Source organism: Pedobacter sp. GW822-FHT03F06, assembly GCF_058801365.1.
Map to the genome: position 1 here is coordinate 72336 of NZ_JBXANE010000012.1, position 24405 is coordinate 96740.

22 protein-coding genes are annotated in these 24405 nt (G+C 38.9%); 3 read left to right on the forward strand and 19 right to left on the reverse strand.

What is annotated here, in order from left to right; translation table 11 throughout:
- Positions 1–11: 11 nt before the first annotated feature.
- A complete protein-coding gene (locus AC1RJ8_RS19825) occupies positions 12–1595 on the reverse strand; it encodes a peptide chain release factor 3 (RefSeq protein ID WP_056094020.1) in 1584 nt (527 codons plus the stop codon).
- Between the two features lie 883 nt (positions 1596–2478).
- Here AC1RJ8_RS19825 and AC1RJ8_RS19830 point away from each other — a divergent pair.
- From AC1RJ8_RS19830 to AC1RJ8_RS19840, 3 genes are all read left to right on the forward strand, one after another.
- Complete coding sequence (locus tag AC1RJ8_RS19830) at positions 2479–4746, forward strand: helix-turn-helix domain-containing protein (RefSeq protein WP_492955286.1); 2268 nt, start codon at positions 2479–2481, stop codon at positions 4744–4746.
- Between the two features lie 67 nt (positions 4747–4813).
- A complete protein-coding gene (locus AC1RJ8_RS19835) occupies positions 4814–4978 on the forward strand; it encodes a GxxExxY protein (RefSeq protein ID WP_492955287.1) in 165 nt (54 codons plus the stop codon).
- Positions 4979–5242: 264 nt separating this feature from the next.
- Complete coding sequence (locus AC1RJ8_RS19840) at positions 5243–5851, forward strand: SprT-like domain-containing protein (RefSeq protein WP_492955288.1); 609 nt, start codon at positions 5243–5245, stop codon at positions 5849–5851.
- 132 nt (positions 5852–5983) lie between these two features.
- Here the strand turns inward: AC1RJ8_RS19840 and ade are convergent, their stop codons facing one another.
- The 18 genes from ade to AC1RJ8_RS19930 all read right to left on the reverse strand — a co-directional run bounded on the left by ade (position 5984) and on the right by AC1RJ8_RS19930 (position 24328).
- On the reverse strand, positions 5984–7621 hold the full coding sequence (ade, locus tag AC1RJ8_RS19845; RefSeq protein WP_492955289.1) for an adenine deaminase: 1638 nt from the start codon (positions 7619–7621) through the stop codon (positions 5984–5986).
- 160 nt (positions 7622–7781) lie between these two features.
- Positions 7782–9758: an alpha-ketoacid dehydrogenase subunit alpha/beta gene (locus AC1RJ8_RS19850; protein WP_492955290.1), complete on the reverse strand. Its 1977-nt coding sequence runs from the start codon at positions 9756–9758 to the stop codon at positions 7782–7784.
- Between the two features lie 30 nt (positions 9759–9788).
- Positions 9789–11174, reverse strand: a complete 1386-nt coding sequence (locus tag AC1RJ8_RS19855; RefSeq protein ID WP_492955291.1) for a LutB/LldF family L-lactate oxidation iron-sulfur protein — start codon at positions 11172–11174, stop codon at positions 9789–9791.
- A 142-nt stretch (positions 11175–11316) separates the two neighbouring features.
- Positions 11317–11703, reverse strand: a complete 387-nt coding sequence (locus tag AC1RJ8_RS19860) for a type II toxin-antitoxin system VapC family toxin (RefSeq protein WP_492955292.1) — start codon at positions 11701–11703, stop codon at positions 11317–11319.
- A complete protein-coding gene (gene vapB / locus AC1RJ8_RS19865) occupies positions 11703–11912 on the reverse strand; it encodes a type II toxin-antitoxin system VapB family antitoxin (RefSeq protein WP_492955293.1) in 210 nt (69 codons plus the stop codon). The genes AC1RJ8_RS19860 and vapB overlap by 1 nt, the downstream gene beginning before the upstream one ends.
- A gap of 105 nt (positions 11913–12017) precedes the next feature.
- A complete protein-coding gene (locus AC1RJ8_RS19870; RefSeq protein ID WP_492955294.1) occupies positions 12018–13652 on the reverse strand; it encodes a M28 family peptidase in 1635 nt (544 codons plus the stop codon).
- 27 nt (positions 13653–13679) lie between these two features.
- Complete coding sequence (rpiB, locus tag AC1RJ8_RS19875; protein ID WP_492955295.1) at positions 13680–14117, reverse strand: ribose 5-phosphate isomerase B; 438 nt, start codon at positions 14115–14117, stop codon at positions 13680–13682.
- A 45-nt stretch (positions 14118–14162) separates the two neighbouring features.
- Entirely contained in the window at positions 14163–15044 is an 882-nt protein-coding gene (gene tatC / locus AC1RJ8_RS19880; RefSeq protein ID WP_492955296.1) for a twin-arginine translocase subunit TatC, read from the reverse strand.
- Between the two features lie 120 nt (positions 15045–15164).
- Positions 15165–16361: an LVIVD repeat-containing protein gene (locus AC1RJ8_RS19885; RefSeq protein ID WP_492955297.1), complete on the reverse strand. Its 1197-nt coding sequence runs from the start codon at positions 16359–16361 to the stop codon at positions 15165–15167.
- Between the two features lie 171 nt (positions 16362–16532).
- Positions 16533–17873, reverse strand: coding sequence for an acetyl-CoA carboxylase biotin carboxylase subunit (gene accC / locus AC1RJ8_RS19890; protein ID WP_057931790.1), 1341 nt, complete (start codon positions 17871–17873; stop codon positions 16533–16535).
- A 97-nt stretch (positions 17874–17970) separates the two neighbouring features.
- Positions 17971–18447, reverse strand: a complete 477-nt coding sequence (gene accB / locus AC1RJ8_RS19895) for an acetyl-CoA carboxylase biotin carboxyl carrier protein (protein WP_086547983.1) — start codon at positions 18445–18447, stop codon at positions 17971–17973.
- Positions 18448–18620: 173 nt separating this feature from the next.
- Entirely contained in the window at positions 18621–19619 is a 999-nt protein-coding gene (locus AC1RJ8_RS19900) for a beta-ketoacyl-ACP synthase III (RefSeq protein ID WP_492955298.1), read from the reverse strand.
- Between the two features lie 18 nt (positions 19620–19637).
- On the reverse strand, positions 19638–20576 hold the full coding sequence (gene plsX / locus AC1RJ8_RS19905) for a phosphate acyltransferase PlsX (protein WP_492955299.1): 939 nt from the start codon (positions 20574–20576) through the stop codon (positions 19638–19640).
- Positions 20577–20677: 101 nt separating this feature from the next.
- The gene (gene rpmF / locus AC1RJ8_RS19910; RefSeq protein WP_025143959.1) at positions 20678–20869 is read right to left on the reverse strand and encodes a 50S ribosomal protein L32; all 192 of its coding nucleotides are present in this window, start codon (positions 20867–20869) and stop codon (positions 20678–20680) included.
- A gap of 15 nt (positions 20870–20884) precedes the next feature.
- Positions 20885–21415: a YceD family protein gene (locus AC1RJ8_RS19915; RefSeq protein WP_086547980.1), complete on the reverse strand. Its 531-nt coding sequence runs from the start codon at positions 21413–21415 to the stop codon at positions 20885–20887.
- A 244-nt stretch (positions 21416–21659) separates the two neighbouring features.
- A complete protein-coding gene (locus AC1RJ8_RS19920; protein WP_492955300.1) occupies positions 21660–22505 on the reverse strand; it encodes a sulfurtransferase in 846 nt (281 codons plus the stop codon).
- A gap of 12 nt (positions 22506–22517) precedes the next feature.
- On the reverse strand, positions 22518–23093 hold the full coding sequence (locus AC1RJ8_RS19925) for a hypothetical protein (protein ID WP_492955301.1): 576 nt from the start codon (positions 23091–23093) through the stop codon (positions 22518–22520).
- Between the two features lie 53 nt (positions 23094–23146).
- Positions 23147–24328 carry an MFS transporter gene (locus tag AC1RJ8_RS19930; protein WP_492955302.1) on the reverse strand — a complete coding sequence of 394 codons (1182 nt, stop codon included), beginning with the start codon at positions 24326–24328 and terminating at the stop codon, positions 23147–23149.
- Between the last annotated feature and the right edge of the window lie 77 nt (positions 24329–24405).

A 24405-nucleotide genomic window follows, 5' to 3' on the forward strand; every position in this document is an offset into this window, starting at 1 on the left:
TTATTCAAAAATTAACTCTTAAACTCACTGGTTTTATGGAACTCAATATCAGGATAATCCTGTTTCGTTAAATTAATCATGTATTCACTATCAGCCAGATAAACCGGATTAGCTTCTTTATCGAAACCGATGTGCTGTTGTTTACGTTTTACAAATTCATCCAGTTTCTTTCTGTCGGTAGAAGTTACCCAGCTAGAACGGGTATAACTCAAGGTTCGGAAACGACATTTTGCGCCGTATTCATGCTCTAACCTAAAGTTGATTACCTCAAACTGAAGTTCTCCAACTGCACCGATTACTTTCCTGTTTCCGGGCTGCATTACGAATAACTGTGCAACACCTTCGTCCGTTAACTGTTCAATACCTTTTTCCAATTGTTTGGTGCGCATTGGGTCCATATTTTCTACTTCTTTAAAAATAGATGGAGAGAAACTAGGAATTCCTTTAAACTGCAGTTTTTCACCTTCGGTTAAAGTATCGCCTATTTTAAAGTTGCCGCTATCGTATAAACCCACCACGTCGCCCGGCCAGGCCTCTTCTACAATACTTTTTTCGTTCGCCATAAAATCCATCGGGTTAGAGAATTTTAGCTTCTTATCCTGACGGGTGTGGTAATAGAATTTATTGCGTTCAAACTTGCCAGAACAGATCCTTAAAAAGGCAATTCTGTCGCGGTGTTTAGGGTCTAAGTTGGCGTGGATTTTAAATACAAAGCCACTGAAATTTTTCTCTTCAACCAATACGTCACGTTCTTCGGCTTCACGGTGACGAGGACTTGGGGCGATATCGATAAACGTATCTAAAAGCTCTTTTATCCCGAAATTATTGATCGCACTACCAAAAAATACAGGCGCAACTAAACCGTCCGTATATAAATCCTTATCAATTTTACCATAAATACCGTCAACCAATTCAACATCATCTTTCAATGTATTGATTTCGTTTTCTTTTAGATAATTTAATAAAGATGGGTCATTTAAATCACTTGCCGCCACAACCGAATCGGTTACTTTAGTTTTATCCGAATTAAATAGATTTAAATGTTTGTTATAAATGCTGTAAACGCCTTTAAAGGTATGTCCCTGACCTATAGGCCATGAAAGCGGACAAAGGCTGATGTTTAGTTTTTCTTCAATTTCATCCAGTAAATCGTAAGCCTCTTTACCCTCGCGGTCCATTTTGTTGATGAAAATGATTACCGGAGTATTACGCATACGGCAAACCGACATCAGTTTTTCGGTCTGTTCCTCCACACCCTTTACACAGTCTACCACCAAAATCACACTATCTACTGCCGATAAAGTTCTGTAGGTATCTTCTGCGAAATCCTTGTGACCAGGAGTATCGAGAATATTGATGCGTTTACCACTGTATTCGAAACCCATTACCGAAGTCGCCACCGAGATACCACGTTGCTTTTCAATCTCCATAAAATCGGAGGTATTACTTTGGTTCGCTTTGTTCCTTTTTACCGCACCAGCAGTATTAATAGCACCACCAAAAAGCAGAAATTTTTCTGTCAGTGTGGTTTTGCCCGCATCGGGGTGACTAATAATGGCAAAGGTTTTACGTTTTTCTATTTCAGGGTTAAGCATAATAAAATTTTGGGTGTAAAGAGTGATGAAACCTTGTTAAAGGAATTTAACAGCGATAAGATTTGAATATTGTTGTTTCATCAGGCCGCAAAGATAATAAAAAGCTTTATTATTAATAGTTAGGTTGTTGTATTGTTTTATTGTTGGGATGAATAGATTTAGAAAATGATTTGGAAAACTAAGGACAGTGGTTCTTTTGTTATTGCAGTCCTGCTATACACCATATTCCCGACCTTTCTTCCTTCTTTGTGGACCATCTTTTTAAGGCGTTACGCTAGCTTGCTTTGAAAGTAAACAGGTTTTACCGAAGAACGCCCGTCAATCCCAAGAGCCGGGAAATCAAAAAAACAGTTGCAGTTCAGGTAAATTGGCACTAACAAACCTGAAGCGCAGTGGTTTTGTGTTCATAAACTATGATTTAATTTTTTCAAAAAATATTGAACACAAACCCCGAAGGGCTCAATCAGACCAAAGAAAACACAAACAAAACTGATTAAACGAAGTGCCACTGTTTTTTTGATGTGCATGGGATTGAGCAAAAGGCTCATTGCTGGATTGACAAAGCGCTTTGGGTACTTTGGCGCTCCAAAGTACCATGCCTCCGCGGCATAGAGCGGCAGAAGAATATTAATTACTTGTATCCACACGATAGAATTTTACATCGGGAGTTGCCGTTCCTGTCCCTTAGGTTTAGGTTGCTTCTGCAGTAATTCTATTGAGGGTTTTATTTCCACTAATTAAATACTTAATCGGCTAAACAGTGGCTTAAACCGAAATTATCCAATAAAATTTAAAATTTCTCACCAATCATTGTTTAGTTTTGTGCTAAAATGTTTAGCTTTATTCATCCCTCCGTTTATTGTTGACTAAAATTTTACTGCCGATGCCTACTTTGGAAGAAACTTCTATGCCCGCAGAAATTGCGGCTAAATTTGTTAATTATACCTCAAAACACGTTTTCTTGACCGGAAAAGCAGGAACAGGTAAAACAACTTTTCTACGGAAACTCATCCAGCTTACGCATAAAAAAGCCTTAATTGTGGCACCAACGGGTATTGCTGCAATCAATGCAGCTGGGGTAACTATCCATTCGCTTTTTCAACTTCCTTTTGGGGCTTTTTTTCCTGATGCTGCCGGCGCCTTGATCAATGAAAATATCAATTTTAACTTCAATACGCCCAAAACTTTAGTAAAACACTTAAACATGCAGGGCAATAAGCGCCGCATGTTGCAGGAACTGGAATTACTTGTTATCGACGAGGTAAGTATGTTGCGGGCCGATATGCTCGATGCCATAGATTTCGCCTTGCGTTATGTACGGAGGAATAGAAACCTTCCATTCGGCGGGGTACAGTTATTGTTTATAGGCGACCTGCACCAGTTACCTCCAGTGGTAAAAAATGACGAGTGGCGCATCATGGCTAAGTTTTATAAGAGCATTTATTTCTTCGATGCGCTGGCCCTGCAGGATAATCCACCGGTTTATATCGAACTGGATAAAATTTATCGTCAGGATGATGCTGTTTTTATCGATTTGCTCAACAACCTACGGAATAACAAAATTACCGCTGAAGATACTGCATTACTAAGACAGCATTTCAAACAGGATTTTAAACCTGCGGCCGATGAAAACTACATTACATTAACCACGCATAACAATAAGGCTGATAGCATTAACCGTGAAAGATTAACCCAATTGAAAACCAAATCTTACTTTTTTGAAGCAAAAATTCAGGGTGAATTTAATGAATATGCTTACCCGAATGATAAAAGTTTAGAATTAAAGGTTGGTGCACAGGTAATGTTTATTAAAAATGACATGACAGCCGAAAAGCGGTATTACAATGGTAAGATCGGTGTGGTACATCATATCGAAAAGGATGTGGTTGAAATTGAACTGCCTGAAGACAAAGTGGTGATCCAGATTTCACCCTATACCTGGGAGAACGTAAAATATAAGCTGGATGAGGCAACCAACGAGATTAAGGAAAATGTAGCTGGTTCGTTTATTCAATATCCTATTAAACTGGCCTGGGCTATCACCGTGCATAAAAGTCAAGGTTTAACCTTTGATAAAGCCATTATTGATGTAGGTGATGCATTTGCACCTGGCCAGGCCTATGTGGCCTTATCACGTTTACGCTCGTTAAAAGGTTTGGTTTTAACTTCTCACCTGCGCGAGAGTGGCTTGCAACAGGATCAGAATGTACATTACTTTTCTAAAACGAAACAACCTTCAGCGGTACTGAACGAGCAGATCAGTATAGAGAGTTATACTTTTATCCGCAGTTATCTGCTTGCTGCATTTGATCTGAACCTGATCCGCTATTACTTAAAAGAACACCGTCAGACTTTTGATAAAAGTGAAAAATCGGCCAAGCAAAGGCACGAAGATTGGACCGATACCATTTATATAGACTTTCAAAAAATAACAGCCACAGCTGATACATTTGTTAATCAGCTCAAAAACCTGTTCGCACAGCAAACCGAACATACTTTATTTAATGTATCGAAAAGGGTTGAGGCTGCTTTGAAATATTTTAACCCTTTAGTTAAGGAAATTTCAGATCGTTTTCTGGCCCAAATCGAAGTGATAAAAGAAGAAAAACAGATTAAAACCTATGTTACAGAGCTGTTAGAACTCGAAATTCTGGTGTACGAGCAATTGAAAAAAATGCATAAAAGCAAAGCATTATTGCAAGCGCTCATTGCAGGAAAAGAGTTTAGCAAAGCCGATACCGATGCACTGTTGAATACGGTAGAAAGAAACAATCAGCTTCAAAAAGCCATTCAGTTAAAAGGAGAAACACTTAAAGTAAAATCAGCAGCGGAGAAAAAGAAAAAAGAACCAAAAACGGATACCAAGCTGGTCAGCTTTGAGCTTTACGAGCAGGGCAAAACCATTGATGAAATTGCAAAGGAACGTGGTTTTTCTGCCGGTACCATTGAGGGGCATTTGGCTTATTATGTTTCTACACAACAATTGGATGTAACCAAACTGGTAAAGGCCAATAAGATCAGAAATATCAGTGATGCGGTGGAGCGTCAGAAAACAAAATCGATGGCTACGATAAGGGAGTTTTTGGGAAAAGATTATTCTTTTGGCGAGATCAAACTGGTACTGGCATCGTTGTTCCCATCAGAGGAATAGATCGAAATTTAACCGCAAAGATCGCTAAGGACAAAAACGCAAAGGGCGCAAGAGCAAATTCAAAGATATGGATGAGAATGAATTATCAAAAATTGTAATCGGATTGGCAATAGAAGTTCATAGTGCTTTAGGTCCTGGTCTGTTGGAAAGCGCCTATAAAGAATGTTCGTTCTATAAATCTGATCGTCATGCTGAACTTGTTTCAGCATCTTTCCTGCCAGATAGACCCTGAAATGAATTACCTTCGGTGAGCTCGCTAAGGCTCGGTTCAGGGTGACGACTGTATGTTTAAGTATTACAGAACATTTTTCCTAAAATAGATTATTTATCTATTGAGTTTATAAACTTTGTTGTTAATGGTTACTAAAACATCTCCGTTTTCTCTGTGCAAACTTAGTGCACTCTGTGGTTATACGCTACAAGAAGATTCTGTTTCCTCTGTGTAAAACTTTGTGTCTTTTGTGGTTAAACCTTAAAATTATTTATCTTAGCATCCGTGGAAAAGGTTAAAGTTTTAGCGCAGTACATGCCCGAACCAGCGGCACCGCTAATTGCAAAGTGGATTGATTATTTTCAATGTGAATTTAAGATTTCTAAAACCCGCTCTACAAAACTGGGCGATTATCGCCATCCTTATCAAGGCAAAGGCCATCGCATTTCGGTAAACTTCAATCTTAACCACTACGCTTTTCTGGTTACCACAGTACATGAGTTTGCACATTTGCTCACCTGGAACGATTTCAAAAATAAAGTGAAACCGCATGGCACAGAGTGGAAGAAGAACTTTCAGCGGATGATGATTCCCTTTTTTGATATGAATATCTTTCCTGCCGATATACACAAAGCAATTGATAATTATATGTCGAACCCGGCGGCATCCAGCTGTTCTGATCTGCATTTATCGCGTGCCTTAAAAAAATACGACAGCAATAAAACCGAGACTTTACATTTAGAGCAATTGCCCATTAATACCACCTTTAGAATTAAAGATGGCCGGCGTTTTACCAAAGGCGAACGGATTAGGAAGCGGTACCGCTGTATCTGTTTAGATGATAAGCGGTTATATCTGTTTAATCCTTTGGCAGAGGTTTTTGTGGTGGAATAACGAAAAATCGTCATTTCGAGCGAAGTGTAACGAAGCCGAGAACCCGAAGGCTCTGCGAAGCAAAATCTGTCTTGAGATAGATCTCTCCATTTCGCTGCGCTTCAGTCGAGATGACGATTTTCAATAGTTTATCTATACAAACTTAAATTCATCCCCATCAAATAAACCTTTGTCGCTTAATTTTAAGTGTGGTATCACCAATAAAGCCATAAAAGAAAGTGTCATGAAAGGTGCAAGTAGGGTAGAACCCAGGTCCTTCGCAAACTGATCTATGGAGGTATAACTTTTTGCAACCTCGTAACCGTTATGATTGCTCATCAAGCCTGCTACCGGTAAGGCCAGAACTTCTTTTTTTCCATTGCCCAATGCTACTACACCCCCGGTGGCTGCAATGACCAGATTTACGGCTTCACAGATACTTTTATCGTCAGCACCAAGGGCAATAATGTTATGACTATCATGGGCAACACTCGAGGCAATGGCGCCTTCTTTTAGACCGAAGTTTTTTACGAATGATATGGCAATAGGCGCATCATGATAACGGTTAACCACCACCATTTTCAAAACATCGTTTTCCAGATCACTAATGATATTTTGATTTAAAATTTTCGGCTTGGCAGATATTCTATTCGTAATCAATTGCCCATCCAATGCTTCAATAACCGGAATTTCTTTTTGTCCGGTGAATGGATAAATAAAATCTGCTTCCTTTTTCAAACTGCAATCGAAATGGTTTACCGATTCGCGATCCTCGACATGTTTTACCCAGTTGCCCACTGTTTTTCCATTTTCGGCAAGCAACAAGCCATCGATATAGGTCTGTTTAACTTTAAATGTTTTTAAATCTTCAAGCACGATAAAATCTGCATCATCATTGGTTTGAAGTGAGCCAACGTCTAATTTATAGTGAAGAATAGGGTTGATGCAGGCTGCCTGTAATACATTAAAAATATCAACTCCCTTTTTTACTGCTCTTGCACAAAGCTGATTAATATGGTTTTCGACTAAACTATCAGGATGTTTATCGTCGCTGCAGAACATCATCATTTCCGGCCAATCGTTCAATAGATCGATTAAGGCTTCGAAATTTTTCGCCGCGCTTCCTTCCCGGATGAGGATTTTCATGCCGCGCTGTAATTTATCCAATGCTTCTTCGGCAGTAAAACATTCGTGGTCGGTAGAAATTCCGGCATTGATGTATTGTTGAACAGCATCTCCACGTAAGCCTGGGGCATGTCCATCAACTGGTTTGCCGAGTTCATGAGCGGCAGCAATCTTTTTTAAAACCCCTTCATCTTTATAAAGTACACCTGGGAAATTCATCATTTCGCTGAGGTATTTTATTTCGGGACGTTCTAAAAGTGATTTTACATCATCATGATCCAATTCAGCTCCAGCTGTCTCAAAAATGGTAGCCGGAACACAGCTAGGGGCACCAAAATTAAATTTAAAAGGGACGGTATTCCCATTTTCGATCATAAATTCTACACCTTCCATTCCACAAACGTTGGCAATTTCGTGCGGATCGCTAATTGTGGAAACGGTTCCATGAACTACGGCTAACCGAGCAAATTCACTCGGAATTAGCATACTGCTTTCGATATGCACATGGCTATCTATAAAACCTGGTGAGATAAAATGTGCTCCTTCCTTCTGTTCAGAAATTTTAGAGATTGATTTTATTTTTCCATCCTCAACGGCTACTTCGCCAAAGAAAATATTCCGCTTTGTGATGTTGATGATATTTCCTTCGACTTTAAAATTGCTCATGTATTCTTTATGTTTTTTAATGTCGTCACCCTGACCTGTAGCGCAGCGGAAAGCTACGAAGTAAACCGAGCCTTAAGCGAGCTCACCAAAGGTAATTTATTTCAGTGTCTTTAAAGATGCTGAAATAAATTCAGCATGACGATTGCGTTCTGAACCGCTCTTAATATTTCAATAATTTATCAATCGTTTCTGCCAATCTTGCTTTAGCTAAAAAATCTTCTTCTAATACTTTGCTCATTGGAATGGCGGTATCCAGGCTCGCACAACGCATTACTGGTGCATCGAGATCAGAGAAACAGTGCTCCCCAATCCAGGCAGATAGTTCGGCACCAAAACCGTTTGTTAAGGTATCTTCATGCAAAATTAAAACCCTTCCGGTTGCTTTAACAGCTGCCCTTACTGCTTCTTTATCCCAGGGCTGCAATGTGCGCAGATCAATTAAGGTTGCGCCACTTTCCGGATATAACTTCAGGTAATCTAAAGCCCAGTGTACGCCAAGGCCATAAGTAATGATCGCGAATTTACTTCCTTCGGCAAGCCTAACTGCTTTACCGATCTCTGTAGTATAATAGCCATCTGGAACAAGGGCGTTTAAACTTCTGTAGAGGTATTTATGCTCGAAATAAAGTACTGGGTTTGGATCTTCAATGGCCGCCAATAACAAGCCTTTTGCATCTTCAGGGAAAGCCGGATAAACAATTTTTAAACCCGGTGTTTTGGTAAACCAAGCTTCATTACTTTGTGAGTGAAATGGCCCGGCACCTGTTCCGGCACCCGTGGGCATGCGCACTACCACATCGGCCTTTTCGCCCCAACGGTAATGTGTTTTTGCCAGATTATTCACGATCTGATTAAAGCCGACGGTTACAAAATCTGCAAATTGCATTTCCACAACCGCTTTATAACCATTTATGGATAGGCCTAAACCTGCCCCTACAATGGCCGATTCGCATATAGGGGTATTGCGGACCCTGCTTTTGCCATATTTGGCAGTAAAACCATCCGTAATTTTAAAAGCCCCACCATAATCGGCAATATCCTGACCCATTAAAACCAGGTTAAGATATTTTTGCATGGCCAAGTCTAATCCATCGGTTATTGCATCTAAATATCTTTTTTCTGTAGAAGTTTGACTTGGTTGGAGAACATCTTGCTGATAAGGAAAATACATATCGGCCTCTTCCTGATCGGCATTAGCAATCGGCTCATCTTCATTAAAAGCTTCTTCAACTTCCAGCTCTATATCTCTCTTAACCTGGATTTTGATGTCGATAATTGAATCTGAGGTTAAAATACCCTGTTCAATTAAATACGCTTCGTAATTACTCAAAGGATCTTTCTTTCCCCACTCATCCAACAATTCTTGCGGAACGTATTTAGTGCCTGATGCTTCTTCATGCCCCCGCATGCGGAAAGTAAGGCATTCTACCAAAACTGGTCTTGGATCTTTTCGGATTTCCATAGCCAGTTGATTGATGGTATCATAAACTTCTAAAATATTATTCCCATCTATCTGAATACCCTCAACGCCATAACCAATGGCCTTATCAACCAGGTTTTTGCACCTGAACTGCTCTGATTTTGGAGTGGAAAGTCCATATCCATTATTTTCGATCAGAAAAATAACAGGAAGGTTCCAAACTGCAGCAACATTTACGGCTTCGTGGAAATCGCCTTCACTGGTTGCCCCTTCTCCGGTGTAAACTAATGTGGCGTGCTGTTTATTGGCTAAAACATCCGCCAGCGCAATACCATCGGCTAAAGCCATTTGTGGCCCCAAGTGGGATATCATCCCAATTATTTTATATTCTTGTGTGCCGAAATGGAAAGAGCGGTCGCGGCCTTTGGTGAAGCCGGTAATTTTGCCCTGCCATTGGGCCATTAATTTTTTTAAAGGAATATCTCGAGTGGTAAAAACGCCCAAATTACGGTGCATGGGCAAAATATACTCATCACTTTGCATGGCTAAAGTGCTACCAACAGCTATTGCTTCCTGGCCAATGCCCGAGAACCATTTGCCAATTCTACCCTGACGCAGCAGCTTGAGCATTTTGTCTTCAACCATCCGAGGGTAAAGCAATCTTCTGTATAAGTTCAATAAGAACTTGTCGTCTTTATCACCTCTCTTAAATTGCATATCTGGTTATTTTGACTAATGAGACCTGATTTATGACTCCTTATTTTTTTTTAATTCCTCCCATTGTTTTGCAAAAGATTTATCGGCAACCTTAGGCATCTCCCTGTATTTGCCCCAGCTTTTTTTGAAAAATCTTTTAAGCATAAAATTTTTAAACTTTCCACCAAAGAAATCCATCCATTTGCGTTTTTGCATCATTCTGCTGAACATGCTCCAGCCAATTTCCTCTTTTTTGCCGTTTTCATGCCCTGCGGCGGCATCTCTACGGTTAAGTAAGAGCATTTTATGGATATCGATTTTTACGGGGCACACTTCTGAACATTTACCGCAAAGACTAGAAGCATAGCTTAAGTGTTTAAACTCTTCCATGCCCTTTAAATGAGGCGTAATTACTGAGCCGATTGGGCCGCTATAGGTTGTATTGTAAATATGGCCGCCGATATTTTTATAAACCGGACAAGCATTTAAACACGCACCACAACGGATGCAGTACAAACCCTGTCGCTGGTCTTTTTGTGCCAATAAATTGGTGCGGCCATTATCCAGCAAAATCACATACATTTCCTCTGGCCCATCTGTTTCATTAGGCTGGCGTGGACCACTTAAAATGGTATTATAAACTGTTAAGTTTTGCCCCGTTCCATGCGATGCCAGTAGAGGCCAGAACAGATCAAGATCTGCCATCGAAGGAATTACTTTTTCAATACCCACAACAGCAATATGAATTTTAGGGAAAGTGGTACTTAAACGTGCATTGCCTTCGTTTTCTGTTAGTGCAATACTTCCGGTATCGGCAATTAAAAAATTTCCGCCACTAATGCCAATATCGGCATTCAGGTATTTATCGCGGAGTAATTCTCTTGCTTTTTGTACCAGCTGCGGAGGAGTGGCATCGATAGGTGTGCCAAATTTATCGTGGAATAACTGTGCGATGTCTGTTGCACTTAGGTGCATGGCCGGGGTAACAATATGGTACGGCGCCTGACCAAGCAATTGAACAATGTATTCGCCCAGATCACTTTCTAAAGATTCGATGTTGTTCTTTTCCAGAAAATCGTTTAAGTGGATTTCCTCGGTAGTCATCGATTTTGATTTGATAACCGTTTTGCCGTTGTTTCTTTTAATGATGTTGAGGATTTCCTGTTGGGCTTCTTCGGCATCATTGGCCCAGATTACCTTACCGCCGCGGCGCTGGAAATTTGATTCGAACTCTGGTAAGAACTTATCGAGGTTTTCCATCACGCGCCATTTAATTACGTGTGCCTTTTTTTTGGATGCCTCTAAATTTTCGAATTTTGATAAGCCCCGTTCAACAGCTGCATTGTATTTCCCAATATTATAATTTATGGTTTTACGATGCGGTAGATCGAAAGCTTTCTCGTCAGATTTCTCTAAAAATTCCTCGGCAATATTCATCAATAGTTATTTTGTAATAGGGTAACGAATATTAACTGATTTTAGTTTTTAGCTATTTCGTTATAACATCAAAGATAGGAAACCCTGTTGAGTTTATTTTTAGAAATTAAACAAAGAAGAAGGTTGCTTTTTTAAAAGAATATTACCAGACAACTTTTGACATGTATTTTTTTGTTGTTTCATCATTCGAAATAAGATCTAGATCCAGTTCTATACTTGTTGCTATGATGATTCTATCGAAAGGATCGCGATGTAAAAATGGCAGCACTTTAAGTATTTTCAGCGTTCCATAATCTATAGGAAGAATGGTGATGTTACTTGTATTGCAAGAATCTATGAGTTCATCTAAGGAATATTCTAATTGTAATTTGCCTAGTGATTGTTTTATGGTAATCTCCCATAAACTAACTATGCTTAAATAAAGTTGAGTAGCAGAATCTTCTAAAATTTTTCTTGCTGTTTTAGACAATGCAATATTATCATCTTGCATCCAAAGTAAAACGTGTGTATCAAGCAGATATTTTTTCACTACATATAATCTTTGAAATCATCTAATGGTGCATTAAAATCATCGCTCATTTTCATTCTTCCTTTTAGTAAACCGAGTTTTCGCTGTGTTTTTTCTTCATTTTTTTTATTTACTTTTTTTTGTAAAATAAAATCAATGAAGTCTTCCACCTCTTGCTGGTAGGCAACAGGGATCATTTTAATTTTTTCTAAAATGTGCAACTGATCCATAAACTCGCTTTTATCAAAAATAACATTTTAATCTTGAAATATAAAGCTACACCATTAAGCATAAAAAAGTCCCGATGTAAAGTCGGGACCTAATATTTTGAATGATTATTTCTTTGGATTACCTTTTCCATCCATATCTACTGCCGGGCGTTTTGCTCTGTTGGCCAATTCCCATGCGGTAAAGTAGGTTAGTTTCGCTCTTTTGGCCAGAAGCGGGAAATTGATTTTGCTTACTTCATCACCAGGCTTGTGGTAGTCTTGTTGTAACATCCCATCGTAATAGAAGATGATCGGAATGCCTAATTTAGCAAAGTTATAATGATCTGAACGGTAATAAATCTGCTCAGGATCTTTTGGATCATCATATTTATAATCCAGTTTCATTTTGGTATAGGTTGCATTTACCTGCTCGCTTAAGTTAGCTAAATCGCTGCTCAACATTTTCGAGCCTACCGAATAAATGTAGTTTGCTGAATCTGCTTTGCCTAAATATTCTTCACCTGTACGGCCAATCATATCGGTATTTAAATCAGCAATGGTGTTTTCGACAGGGAAAACCGGATGCTCCGAATACCATTCAGAACCCCAAAGACCTTTTTCTTCACCAACAACAGTCATGAAAAGGATACTGCGTTTAGAACCTTTTCCAGCTTTTTTGGCATCTGTAAATGCTTTTGCCATTAATAAAACGCCGGTAGTTCCCGATCCGTCATCATCTGCTCCATTGTTCACTTTATCTTTTGCATTTGGATCTGTTTCTAATCCAATGTGGTCGTAATGGCCGGTTAAGATTAATACTTCTTTTTTAAGTACCGGATCTGAACCTTCTAAATAACCCAGAACGTTTTCGCATCTAACTGGTGTCTCTGTTTTTGCAGCACTAGCAGAGAAAGGTACGTTTAATACCTGCGAGGCAGGAGCCTGACTATCTACTATTTTTTTTTGCAGATCAGCCACCGTAGTATTCGATGCCTTTAACAATTCGTTGGCTAAAGCAACCGATATCGAGATACGTGGAATATCGTTTTGCTTTTGCGCTTCGATAGCGGCATTGGTTTTCACCATTACCCTTCCATTTTTAAGGGTTTGTTTCGTGTTTTCGGATATTCTATCAACCGCGGGGTCGATCAGTACAATGGCTTTCACATTGTTTTCTGCAAAATATTTTGCCCTAGCTTCAAGCGTAGCACGATAAGCTGCTCTATCAATTCTTGTACCCGGTTTTACGGTTGGATCGCCACCATTGAACATGATAACCACTTTCCCTTTGATATCGGTACCTGTAAAATCGTTATAGTTGTCTTTCTTTAAACCATAACCAATAAATACAAGTTCATTAGCTGAGAAAGTAAAACCTTGATCGCTGATTAGACTAGGAGATACTAAATAATCTTTCTGATATTCTTTAGGCTGACCGTTAACCGTTAAATGGCTTTCTTTTAAGGTAACGTTAACCAAATCGATTTTTTGGAAATAACTGCCATTTACAGGCGCTTTTAAACCCAAAGATTTAAAATAATCGCGGATATAATCAGCAGCCATCCAGGCACCTTTTGTTCCAGTTTCACGGCCTTCGTATTCATCAGAAGCCAGTATTGAAAGGTGTTTGTAGGCATTTTCAGGGCTAATGGCCTTGCTGAATTTTATCGCATCCTTATTCGGTATAAGGGACTTTACCTGGCTAAAGCAACTTGCGGTAACAAATGATACCAAACCAAGGGTTAAAAACTTTTTGTTCATTATGATAATAGTTAGTTAAGTTTCTTGTTAGCATGAAATCTTTTCAACCCTGTTTTGGTGGCGACCGCCCTCAAATTCAGTTGTTAAAAAGGTTGTGGTAATCTCTTTAGCCAGTTCCTCCGAAACAAATCTGGCAGGTATACACAAAACGTTTGCGTTATTGTGCTTGCGGACTAAAGAAGCAACTTCATTCTCCCAGCATAAACCTGCTCTGATGTGCTGATGTTTGTTCGCGGTGATGGCTACACCGTTTGCCGACCCACAAAGTAAAATCCCGTAAGTAAATGCTCCATTTTCTACAGCAGCAGCTACCGGATGAGCGAAATCTGGATAATCAACAGAATTTTCTGAGTAAGTGCCAAAATCTTTTACCTCGTAATCCTGTAAAAAATCTTTTAATATTTCTTTATATTCAAACCCAGCGTGATCCGCTCCAATAGCAATTTTAATTTTTGTATCAGACATTGTCAAATTTATAGAGAATTATAAAATCTATTCGTAATGTTTTTGTTAGTTAGCGTAGAAAGCAGCCTCAGCCTTTTTCTTCTTTTTTTCTATGTAAGCTGATACAAAAATACTGAGCTCATAAAGCAAGAACAATGGCGTAGCTACAATTAGCATCGTCATAATATCAGGTGTTGGCGTAACAATAGCTGAAATGATTAAAATAATAACCGCGGCATACCTTCTGCTCGATCTCATCAGCTTTGGTGTCATCAACCCAAGTTTCGACAGCACGAAAATAATAACTGGAAGTTCGAAGATAATCCCTGTGCCTAAAGTTAAAGTTGCAACAGATGATAGATACGAATCAACTGTGAATGTATTTTTGATTTCGGCACTAACGGTATAACCTGTTAAAAAATTAACTGATAACGGACAAACTATAAAATAACCAAAAAAGATACCGATAATGAAAAGTACAGAGGCGAAGAATACAAATCCACTTGCAGATTTACGCTCATTTTCATGTAATGCCGGTTTAATGAAACGCCAGATTTCCCACAATAAATAGGGGAAACCAACTACAATACCACACATTACGCAAACATTTAACTGAAGGTTAAACTGGCCAGCCATTTCGGTGTTAATAATCTCTCCATTAATTTTGGTGATACACATATCTGCACCAAGTGAAGGAAATTTTTCTACCAGTTTGCACATCATCCTATAAGTCCAGAAATCGGGCTTTTTTGGACCAAATATGATTTTATCTAAAATGAATTCGTTAAAGTAAAAAGCAATACCGGTAAAAACGGCAATGGCAATTACGGCCCTGATTAAATGTTTACGGAGAACATCCAGGTGATCAAAAAAAGACATTTCTGCCTCTAATGTGGTGCTCTTTTGTCCGATAGCTTTTGTTAGTGAAGTTTTTTTAGTGTCGCTCATGTTGAAAACAAAAATACCATTCTATTTGAATAGAATGGTATTTACGTGTTAAATATAGAAATAGTTTATATTATTATGAGAAATGACTGCAAAAATAGAAAGAAGCTATAACAGTAGTTTTTAACGTTGCCCTTTAATTATACTCAGTTGCTTTAAATTTGCGGCGTTGCTATAATTAAATTGATATACACCATCTTCTCCGGTAACGATTAAAGATTTAGGACCAGCAATAACATCAAAGCTTTTGATGTTATTTAAATGCTGCAACATGTTGTCGCCTATTTTGGTTTTATCGGTAATATTGAAGCTCTTTATTCCATAATTGCCTTCGCAAAGAAACAAATTATTACCACTGGTGCTTAGGCCGTGTGGGTTTTGCATAGGATAAATTGCAATCTGTTTCGGCTTGGTGGGATCTTCTATATCTACAACTTCCAATTGATTAGTTGCTTGCCTGCACATATTGCCTGTGCGTAAGGTAACGTAAGCGTATTTGCCCTGTACAACAACAGGGTCGCAGGCAAAAATATGGCTGTAAGTAGATAGTTTTACGGGATTAGCCGGATCGGTAGCACTAAAAATGTGCATACCGCTATTGGTACCTATAAATAATTTATTCTCGTAAGGGAAGATGGTTTCGACACCCCAACCTAAAGTAATAGCCTTTAAAAAAGTTGGGTTCGATGCAGTCTTAACGTCAAACAGACTTAAGTTATTTATTCCAACAGTATATAAATAGTCATTCATTAAGGTAAATCTGGCCATTGAACCACCTTGCCCGGAAGAAGAGTTGCTGGTATAAGCGAGATCGTTAACTACTCCTTTGTAAGTTTTATAAGTTTGTTTCTTTACGAGGGTATCTTTATAGGTGTAAAGGTACTTCTGTGCACCTGGCAAATAGAACTGATTGAAAACATCGGTTACTCTTTTAACTTGTTTGATATTGCTCATATTGGAGAGATCAAAAGCAAGCAAATCAATAAAATTGTCGGCGTAAAGGATATTATCGCGAACCGCTAGATCTACATTTCCCGGAATTTGCAGAAAACCTATATTTACAGGAGCACTAGGGTTGGCATTGTTATAGATGTGGATACCTTCATTGGGTTCATTAATGAAAAGATAATCGTTGTAAATGTATATTTTTCCGGTTTTTTTAGCAGGAATAGCTTTTGTCATCCCCACTGGTAAAGCCCTCATTTGCTGAACAGAAATCATTTTTACAATCTGTATCATTTCATACTCGTCTTTTTTACAGCCTGTAAATACAGCGAAAACAAGTAGGAGGAGTAGTACGTTAATTAGACTTTTTTTCATAATTGGAGTGTTTTTAATATTAAACGTATGAGATTAATTAAACGCTACAGCATTGGTCTTAAATATTAATTATCAGGTTTTTATCTAAAAAAAACTGAAATCTAAAACAAAAAAGAGGCTATCCAAATTATTTGAATAGCCTCCTTGTATTATTAGTATAGAAAGACTTTATTATTCTGAGAATTCGAATGTTTCCATAAATTTCGTAGTGAAATTTCCTGCTCTGAAGTTCGGATCTTTCATCAACTGCAGATGGAAAGGAATGGTTGTTTTTACACCCTCAATTACAAATTCGCCTAAAGCACGCTCCATTGTACAGATTGCTTCTTCGCGTGTTTGTGCCACGCAGATTAATTTGGCAATCATCGAGTCATAGTTAGAAGGGATTGAATATCCTGCGTAAACGTGTGTATCAACGCGAACACCATGGCCGCCCGGAGAGTGGAAGTTGGTGATTTTTCCTGGTGAAGGACGGAAGTTATTTGCTGGGTCTTCGGCATTGATACGGCACTCGATTGCGTGCATATCAGGGAAGTAGTTTTTACCCGAAATTGGAATTCCGGCAGCAACTTTAATCTGTTCTTTAATTAAATCGAAGTTGATTACTTCTTCGGTAACCGGATGTTCTACCTGGATACGGGTGTTCATTTCCATAAAGTAGAAGTTACGGTGTTTATCAACCAGGAATTCGATTGTACCGGCACCTTCATAATTTACGGCCATTGCACCTTTAATAGCTGCTTCGCCCATTCTTACACGGAGTTCATCTGTCATAAAAGGAGAGGGAGATTCCTCTACCAGTTTCTGGTGACGGCGTTGAATAGAACAATCGCGTTCTGATAAGTGACAGGCTTTGCCAAACTGATCTCCGATAATCTGGATTTCGATGTGACGTGGATCTTCGATATATTTTTCTAAATACAAACCATCGTTACCAAAGGCTGCACCAGATTCCTGACGGGCACTATCCCATGCATTTTCGAAATCTTCGTCTTTCCAAACAACCCGCATACCACGGCCACCGCCACCGGCAGTTGCTTTTAAGATAACAGGGTAGCCCATTTCATTTGCTATTGCAATACCTTCTTTAACGCTGGTAAGCAAACCTTCTGATCCTGGAATGGTTGGTACACCGGCAATTTTCATGGTTTCTTTTGCAGAGGCTTTATCGCCCATGCCATTGATCTGCTCTGGGGTAGCACCAATAAATTTGATGTTGTACTCGCGGCAGATGTTAGAAAACTTAGCATTTTCTGATAGGAAACCATAACCGGGGTGTATGGCATCGGCGTTAGTTAATTCTGCAGCCGAGATAATATTTGGAATATTTAAATAAGAATCTTTACTAGGAGGGGGGCCAATACAAACAGCCTCATCAGCAAAACGTACGTGTAAACTTTCGCGATCTGCGGTAGAGTAAACAGCAACCGTTTTGATGCCCATTTCCTTACAGGTACGGATAATACGCAAAGCGATTTCACCCCTGTTGGCAATTAGTATTTTTTTAAACATAATTTTTAATTTAGGATTACACCGATATTGTGATTACACCGATTATTTTGGCGTCATCATCAATCTGTGAAATCAAATTAATCTGTGAAATCAGCTTCTAAATAGGTTCTACTAAAAATAACGGTTGATCGTATTCTACTGGCGATGCATTATCAACCAGGATTTTAACGATACGGCCAGAAATTTCGCTTTCAATCTCGTTGAAAAGTTTCATTGCCTCGATAATACAAACTACTTTACCAGTGCTAATTTCATCGCCAACATTAACAAACATTGGCTTGTCTGGGCTAGCTGAACGGTAGAAAGTACCGATCATCGGAGATTTAATGGTTAAGTATTTTGAAGTGTCTTCTGCAGCTGGTACAGCAGGTGTTGCTGCAACCGGAGCAGTAGGAGCTGTGGCAACAGGGGCAGCAGCCTGTACAAGCGGAGCCTGTGGTACGGTAGCATGCACAACTGTTGGTGCTTGGTTTGTTTTGATCGTGATTTTGAAGTTTTCCTGCTCAATAGCAACTTCATTTACTCCAGAACGAGAAACAAATTTAATCAGTTCCTGTATTTGTTTGATATCCATTTTTTAGGCTAGTTATGTAAAAAATAGTGTTTATTGAATTAACTAAGTTATACTTTTTTTGTTTTATTTTTCTTTGCAACCCTTTAAGGTTGATGGTTTAATAGTTGATAGTTAATGGCCATGATGCTTTATCAAGTAGTTAATTAACTCCAAACTCCAAGCGCTCAAATAAATTACTTGGTATCGTAAGCCCATTTAAGGTATACCGAACCCCAGGTAAAACCACCGCCAAATGCAGCTAAAACGATGTTATCGCCTTTTTTTAGTCTGCTTTCCCATTCCCATAAACATAAAGGAATTGTTCCGTTGGTTGTATTTCCGTAACGTTCAATGTTAATCATTACTTTATCGGTTGTAACGCCCATGCGGTTTGCAGTGGCATCGATAATGCGTTTGTTGGCTTGGTGAGGCACTAACCATGCAACATCATCAGCAGTTAGGCTGTTGCGTTCCATAATTTCGGCAGCAACATCGGCCATATTGGTTACGGCAAATTTAAATACTGTTGGACCTTCCTGGTGTGCAAAATGTTCTCTTGCATCGATGGTTTCGTGTGTAGCAGGTTTAACAGAGCCACCAGCTTTCATACCCAGAAAATCTCTTCCAGAACCATCTGTTCTCAAGATAGAATCCTGAATACCCAAACCTTCTTCATTTGGTTCCAATAAGGCACAGCCACAACCATCACCAAAAATGATACAGGTTGTACGGTCTTCGTAGTTGATGATTGACGACATTTTATCGCCGCCAACAACTAAAACTTTCTTGTGCCTTCCTGATTCTATAAACGATGCGCCTGTAGAAAGCCCGAAAATAAAACCAGAACAAGCAGCCTGTAAGTCATAACCCCAGGCATTTGTAGCGCCGATTTTATCAGCTAAAACGTTTGCTGTTGCAGGGAAAGTAAAATCTGGAGTAGTGGTGCAAAAGATAATCAGTTCAATTTCTTTTGCATCAATTCCCCTCTTTTTAAGTAAACCATTTACAGCATGAACAGCCATATCGGAAGTACCTAAACCTTCTCCCTTTAAAATTCTACGTTCTTTAATTCCCGTTCTGCTGGTAATCCATTCATCCGAAGTGTCAACAATGGTCTCTAACTCTGCGTTTGTAAGCACATAGTCGGGAACGTAACCATTTACTGCTGTAATAGCAGCGTGAATTTTACTCATTTTAAGAATTTTAATAAATTATTTAAATGCCATTCTAATCTTTTCTACCAATCCTGTAGTGATCATTTCTCTGGATTGTAGAACCATATTTTTAACAGCTAGCGGACTAGAAATTCCATGTCCGATAACAACGGGAGCGTTAACGCCTAGAACCGGACTTCCACCGTATTGTTCATAATTAAAACGATCGAAGAACTCATCTTTAAGTCCCTTTTTGATGGTAAGCACGTAAAACGATTCTGCTAATTTTAGCATCACATTTCCGGTAAAACCATCGCATACGATTACATCGGCCTTATCGTTAAATAAATCTCTCCCTTCCACATTGCCAACAAAGTTGAAGAGTTTGGTTTCTTTCATTAACGGGAAAGTAGCCATGCTTAGCATATTCCCTTTCTCATCTTCTTCACCAATATTTATCAGGGCAACTTTCGGATCATTTATATGCAAAAGATTTTCTGCATATAAACTACCTAAAACACCAAATTGTAGTAAAATATCGGGTTTACAGTCGGCATTAGCACCTACATCTAACAGTAAGCCTGTGCCACCTTTAATTTTTGGAAGAATTGTACATAAACAAGGGCGGATAATGCCCGGAATGGTTTTAACGCTAAAAACTGCGCCAACCAACATGGCTCCAGAGTTACCAGCACTAGCGAAAGAATCGATTTTGCCTTCTTTTAAAAGGTTAAAACCAACTGCTATGCTCGAATTTGGTTTCTGAACGATTGCTTTGGTGGGATGTTCGCCCATACCAATTACTTCATCAGTATGAACGTATTCAAAATGATCTGGATTAAAACCTTCTTCTGCAAGAATGGGTTTAATCTGTTCGGTATCGCCAATAAGAACTAAATGCTCTCCAGCGTTAAGCGATTGATGAGCAGCTATTGCTCCCAAAACAATTGCTTTGGGAGCATAGTCTCCGCCCATTATGTCGAGGCCTATTTTCATAGAAAAAATCTGTTTGTGTTAAGTCAGGTGTAATCCTGAATTTTTCAGTTGACTAAGGTATGACTAAAGCCGCTGAAAACACAAACAATTTTTTAAGAAAATTACCCTATCTGAGTATTTTCGATAACCAGTTTGCCGTTGTAGTATAAGTTACCATCAACGTTGTAAGCACGGTGAGGTACGTGAATAGCACCTGTTGCCGAGCATGTTGCTAAAGAAGGAGTAACCGCTTTATAGTGTGTTCTTCTTTTATTTTTTCTCTGTTTCGAGATTTTCCGTTTTGGATGTGCCATTGGTGTATAATCTAATTATTTTTTTAACTTATTAAGGGCTTCCCAACGTGGGTCGCTTGTTTGTTCATTTTCTTCAGCCTGCTTTTCGATCGATAATTGATTTAAACGGTCAATCATCTCCTGATCGCAATCTTTATCTGCCTGCTCGCAGTTTTTGATATAAGGTACCGCTACGTTAATCATTTCGTATAAAGGACCAGATATATCAATCTCGGTATCTTTACGGCTTAGCGAAATAATTTCTTCATCATCGCTCTCCAGTTCATCTTCAGCAAACTTTACAATCTGCCTTTCATAAAGATTTACAGGCAACGAAAACTCAGATAAACATTTATCGCAATCTAAATTAACTGTACCAATAACTTTGAATTTTAGAAGCAACATGGTCTCTTGTTTCTCAAGTTCCAGGTCTACTTTTAAATTTCCGCTTTTTATTAACGAATACTCAAATGCATTAAAAAAGCGGTCATCAAGCTCATAATCAAACTGATGAGTTCCCAATTTTAATCCGGTAAACGGTAATGAAAATTGTTTTAGTGGGTTCAAAGTACTGTAAAATTTTAGCCTGCAAATGTAGGGATAAAATAATTAGATTAAAAATGTTTTTTTAAAATTGTTGATGTTAATCGGACAGGTTTTCAGAATGTTAATTGAAATACTGTAAGACCTTGAACGTTTCTTGTTAGTCGGGATTTGTAATCCCGACTTAGAATAAAGGGTTTTTATTTATTAAGTGGATTGTAAATCCACAGTTCATTGAGCCGAGATTGCAAATATCGACCAACAAAAATTACTGATCAGCCAATACCATTTCTTTGTTATTCCTGCTCCACTCGCTCCATGAGCCTACATAAAGTTTTGGAATAGGTAGGCCGGCATAATCCATCGCCAGTAGTGTATGGCAGGCGGTAATGCCCGAGCCGCAGTGTACAATTACATTTTCTGGTTTAACCTGAGCCAAAGCTTCAGCATATTTTTCCTTCAATATTTCAGGGGCCAGGAAAGCACCATCAGCATCTAAATTTTCGGTATATGGAATATTTGCCGCACCAGGGATATGGCCTGCAATCAAATCGATCGGTTCAGTGAGGCCTGCAAAACGGTTGGCATCGCGCACGTCAATCACAATGTAATCGTCGGTTTTAGCAACTTTTTCTACTTCATTGATATCCGATAACGGTAGGTTCCATGTTGTGATTTCGTATTTTCCCACAGATTTTGGGATTTCTACTTTATCTGTTGTTGGGAAACCTGCTTTAACGGCCGCCTGAAAGCCCCCATCAATTACTTGTACTTTTTCATGACCAATTGCTTTTAGCATCCACCAGAGCCTTGCAGCGGCGTTACCGCCGTTTTTATCATCGTAAACAATCACATGGCTGTCTTTTGTGATACCGAGCCCCTGTAAAACGGCAGAAAACTGGTCGAATGTTGGCAAGGGATGCCTTCCACCGATAGCAAAATCGCCAATGTTGGCTAAATCGCTATTTACATCTGCAAAAAGTGCGCCTGCCAAATGTTGTTCATCGTATCTGGCTTTCGAACCAGCGCTGGCATCGATAATTACGATCTCCTCGTCTTGGTTTAACCAGGTTAATTCTGCTGGTTTTATGATGGGTGATATATTATTCTTCATATTTCATTCTATTTATCCGTAATCAAACCATACTGCATTTGCGCCATTGGCTTTTGCATATTCTAAAAATCTTCTGAAATTTCTAAGGTCCTGTCCGAAATTATTGCCAATATAGCCTTCACCTTTATCGAGATTAAAATCAGTAAAATAGTAATCATTGTCAAGGGTGTCTATCTCATGGCTATCCAATTTATCATTTAGTGCGCCTAGCTTTGAAAGCTTTTGGATCAAAGTTTCGATCGTTTCCAGTACCTTATTTATATTGTTATCTATTTTTTTTCTATTATTTGCGATCTGCTCACGAACTTTTTTCTTATCGTTTTCTGTTTCTGCAAAAGACAAACGGAAATCAATCTCCATTTCGTTCCAGTATTGCTCCATTTCATATAAAATTGAAATATCTGTTTCTGTCAGCCTACTTATCTGGTCGAGTTCGGTTTCTTTTTCAATCACATCCCTCCGCGACATCAGGTTGCAAAAGGTTCTGCTTAAACTATGTTGGTTAAAAAAATCTACATAGTTATCTGTGTTTTTTAAACGGGATATTTCTTCTGAATTATCGGTAATGAGATGAATGTCGAGCCCCATGGTATATTTTGCGATTCAATTTTTTGCAATATAAGAGATTTTGGAAATCAGGCCTAATGCGATTTCTTGCTGATTAGTGCCCATAATCCCAAAACCGGTCCAACAGCCAAAACCATATAAAGATAATGCGAATTCATTTCTTTAGCCAAAAGATTAATCACCTGAATGCTAATAATCGTAATGGCAAAGCCGATACAGTTTACCAGTGTTAACGAAGTTCCTCTCAGACTTTCTGGTGCATGTTTGGCAATTAAAGAAGAAAACAAGGGTGAATCGGCTGTGCCGGACAAGCCCCAGCAAAATAAAAATATAAGAAAAGGATATACTGAGCCGCTGAATAGGAAAATTGGGGAGAGCAGGCAACATGATCCAGAAATGGACAGCGCAATAGTGGCAATCCGTTTTGCGCCGAATTTTTGTGAGAGCAAACCGCCGATCATGCAGGAGAGGCCACCTGATGCGATAATTAAGAAAGAAAACAGCGGGATATTTAAAGTTGCATGTGCATGTTTGGTGTTATAAAGCAATAGCATACCTGGTAAAAAAGCCCAGAAGGTATAAAGCTCCCACATGTGCCCGAAATAGCCGAAAGCAGCAGAGCGAAAATCAGGGTTTTTAAAGCCATTAAAACAAGATCGAAAATCGAATTTTTGTCCGGCAGTTCTAAATGGGCCATTTGGTACAAACCATAAAATAGCAATTGCACCAATTAGAGATAAACCCGAAGTAGCGAAGATTACATACTGCCAGGGAAAATTTGCAGTAAATGTTTTTAATAAATGAGGGAAGGCAGTACCCAAAACCAAAGCACCAACTAAAAAACCTAATGATTTTCCTAGCCCGTCTTTAAAGTAATCGGATGCTATTTTCATGCCGACAGGGTAAATTCCAGCCAACATAAAACCAGTTAAAAAGCGAAAAAGCAACAATAAATGAACATCGGCTAGTTCTAAACAGATGCCAAGGTTAAACAACGCGGCTGCAATTCCACAGATAAAGAATACTTTCGAGGGTGAAAAAATATCGGAAATGGCAAAAAAAGCGAAAACTAATGTTCCGCTGATGAAACCAAACTGTACCATGCTGGTGAGGTTGGCCAGTAGATTTGTCTCAGTTGGGAAACTTTTAACAATATCGGGTAATACAGCATTGCCAGCAAACCACAACGATGTACAGAGAAACTGTGCAATAACAATTGTGGGGAGAATGTAATTGGGTTTTTTAGTGCCGCTCATTTTGAATTTGATGCACAATTTTACCAAAAATAAACCTGATAGTAGTGGAAATACTTTTTGTTATGGTGCCTCGACAA

Coding starts and splice junctions, on each gene's coding strand:
- ade (WP_492955289.1), bottom strand. CDS start 7,621: ATGAGCAATTTTAAAGTCGAAGGAAATATCATCAACATCACAAAGCGG.
- AC1RJ8_RS19885 (WP_492955297.1), bottom strand. CDS start 16,361: ATGAAAAAAAGTCTAATTAACGTACTACTCCTCCTACTTGTTTTCGCT.
- AC1RJ8_RS19870 (WP_492955294.1), bottom strand. CDS start 13,652: ATGAACAAAAAGTTTTTAACCCTTGGTTTGGTATCATTTGTTACCGCA.
- AC1RJ8_RS19830 (WP_492955286.1), top strand. CDS start 2,479: ATGCCTACTTTGGAAGAAACTTCTATGCCCGCAGAAATTGCGGCTAAA.
- accC (WP_057931790.1), bottom strand. CDS start 17,873: ATGTTTAAAAAAATACTAATTGCCAACAGGGGTGAAATCGCTTTGCGT.
- AC1RJ8_RS19825 (WP_056094020.1), bottom strand. CDS start 1,595: ATGCTTAACCCTGAAATAGAAAAACGTAAAACCTTTGCCATTATTAGT.
- rpiB (WP_492955295.1), bottom strand. CDS start 14,117: ATGTCTGATACAAAAATTAAAATTGCTATTGGAGCGGATCACGCTGGG.
- AC1RJ8_RS19920 (WP_492955300.1), bottom strand. CDS start 22,505: ATGAAGAATAATATATCACCCATCATAAAACCAGCAGAATTAACCTGG.
- plsX (WP_492955299.1), bottom strand. CDS start 20,576: ATGAAAATAGGCCTCGACATAATGGGCGGAGACTATGCTCCCAAAGCA.
- AC1RJ8_RS19930 (WP_492955302.1), bottom strand. CDS start 24,328: ATGAGCGGCACTAAAAAACCCAATTACATTCTCCCCACAATTGTTATT.
- rpmF (WP_025143959.1), bottom strand. CDS start 20,869: ATGGCACATCCAAAACGGAAAATCTCGAAACAGAGAAAAAATAAAAGA.
- AC1RJ8_RS19855 (WP_492955291.1), bottom strand. CDS start 11,174: ATGAATATTGCCGAGGAATTTTTAGAGAAATCTGACGAGAAAGCTTTC.
- vapB (WP_492955293.1), bottom strand. CDS start 11,912: ATGGATCAGTTGCACATTTTAGAAAAAATTAAAATGATCCCTGTTGCC.
- AC1RJ8_RS19900 (WP_492955298.1), bottom strand. CDS start 19,619: ATGAGTAAAATTCACGCTGCTATTACAGCAGTAAATGGTTACGTTCCC.
- accB (WP_086547983.1), bottom strand. CDS start 18,447: ATGGATATCAAACAAATACAGGAACTGATTAAATTTGTTTCTCGTTCT.
- AC1RJ8_RS19925 (WP_492955301.1), bottom strand. CDS start 23,093: ATGGGGCTCGACATTCATCTCATTACCGATAATTCAGAAGAAATATCC.
- AC1RJ8_RS19835 (WP_492955287.1), top strand. CDS start 4,814: ATGGATGAGAATGAATTATCAAAAATTGTAATCGGATTGGCAATAGAA.
- tatC (WP_492955296.1), bottom strand. CDS start 15,044: ATGAGCGACACTAAAAAAACTTCACTAACAAAAGCTATCGGACAAAAG.
- AC1RJ8_RS19850 (WP_492955290.1), bottom strand. CDS start 9,758: ATGCAATTTAAGAGAGGTGATAAAGACGACAAGTTCTTATTGAACTTA.